The 1,428-nt window shown below is 42.4% G+C and carries 3 protein-coding genes; all 3 read right to left on the bottom strand.

Translation table 11 applies throughout. The features are described from left to right. Window positions 1-1,038, bottom strand: a 1,038-nt coding sequence (locus HT736_RS10225) for an IS66 family transposase (protein ID WP_172931014.1), incomplete at its 3' end; no start/stop codon positions are given. Next, window positions 1,013-1,219 (bottom strand): transposase, encoded by a 207-nt coding sequence (locus HT736_RS10220; RefSeq protein ID WP_000653988.1) that lies wholly within the window; start codon window positions 1,217-1,219, stop codon window positions 1,013-1,015. The genes HT736_RS10220 and HT736_RS10225, both read right to left, overlap by 26 nt. Window positions 1,220-1,273: 54 nt before the next feature. Beyond that, the coding region (tnpB, locus tag HT736_RS10215; RefSeq protein ID WP_172931013.1) for an IS66 family insertion sequence element accessory protein TnpB at window positions 1,274-1,428 on the bottom strand (155 nt) is incomplete at its 5' end.

Raw genomic sequence — 1,428 nt, 5'->3', positions numbered from 1 at the left:
GGCCTTAAAGGTTTCTTCATACTTGAGACTGTATTCAATTGCCCTTCCTAGTTTTGAACCAGGTAAAACCGACTGACGCCGACACCAAGCAAAGAAGTCTTCCATTAGGGGTTGGAGCTCTTCTTGACGTTTCTGTAGTCGTTCATCAGCTGGCAAAACCTCCCAGTCTCTTTCCAAGGCAAATAACTGGTCACAATAAGCTAAACCTTTAGCTCCTAAGGATGAGTTATCTGCTTGCTTGGGGGTGGATTCAAAAAACTTCCTTCTCACATGCGCCCAACATCCAACAAGTTCAGCTTCTTCCAGTTGACGATAAGCAGACCACATATCACAATGCACATATCCAGAATAATCTCCTAGGAATTCTTGTACTACTGAACCACTTCGACGCTGATCATGGTGGTACAGCGTGATTCCTTGCTTCTCAGCTTTCCCAGACAAAAAAGTCCAATAGTAGGTCAGATGGCTATCACTCTCTAGCACCCTATAAGAAGTTTCATCCGCATGAAGTAAGGGCTGAGTCAATAGTCTCTCTCGCAAGAGGTTATAGAGGGGCTCCAAATAGTATTGACTCGCCTTGATATGCCAATTAGAGATTTCCTTACGTGTGATTGGTAAACCCATCCTAGCCCAATCTTCTTCTTGGCGATAATTGGGGACCTTCAGATTAAACTTCTGATGGATGGTGTGAGCGATAATAGAAGCTGAGCCAAGGCTATGCGCCAAAGGGGCTTTAGGGATAGGAGCTTTCACAATTTTATCACTCGGATTTTTCTCACTGCATGCTTGGCATTTGTAAGAGTGTTGGATATGATCTATGCGTTTTAATTGCGCAGGAATAAAGACTAATTCTTGGCCTTGAAGACTCGCTCCAATCTCTTTTAGCTCTCCCTGACAGTCAGGGCAAATGCAATCCTCTAAGCGATGATGGAGTTCTTCTGAATCGAATTGGGCAAGAAGAGCTTGACGTTTTCCTTTAGCTTTCTTACGTTTATAGGTGATTTCTTCTCTTTCAACTGGGAACCTCTCCATCTTCATCAGATGAAGCTTCCTCCTCAAAAAGGCTGACTTGTCCAGATGGACAAACACTTTTCTCAGAGGATTTTCCATAGAGCTTTTGCGTTAGATAAGCCACTTGTTCACGAAGAAGGGCAAGTTCATTGGTGAGACTATCAATTGTAGCACTCTGTTGTTGAATGATTTTTAATAAGTCTTTCATCGTCTTCCCCTCCTTGTTTTCTAACTTTATTATACTAAAAAGAAAGGCATCATTTCAATAGAAATCACGACTTTCTGATGAATTTATTTGGGGAGTGATAGAAAAGCCCTTCATCAGCCAGTCTACTTGTTCTGGTGTGAGAGCTTTGACATCCTTTTCTGTACTTGGCCAAGTCAACTTACCGTTCTCAAAGCGTTTATATAGTAGCC

Origin of the sequence: Streptococcus sp. 339, assembly GCF_013277285.1 — a bacterium.
Lineage (GTDB): Bacteria > Bacillota > Bacilli > Lactobacillales > Streptococcaceae > Streptococcus > Streptococcus pseudopneumoniae.
This window is presented reverse-complemented; position numbering and strand designations above follow the sequence as displayed.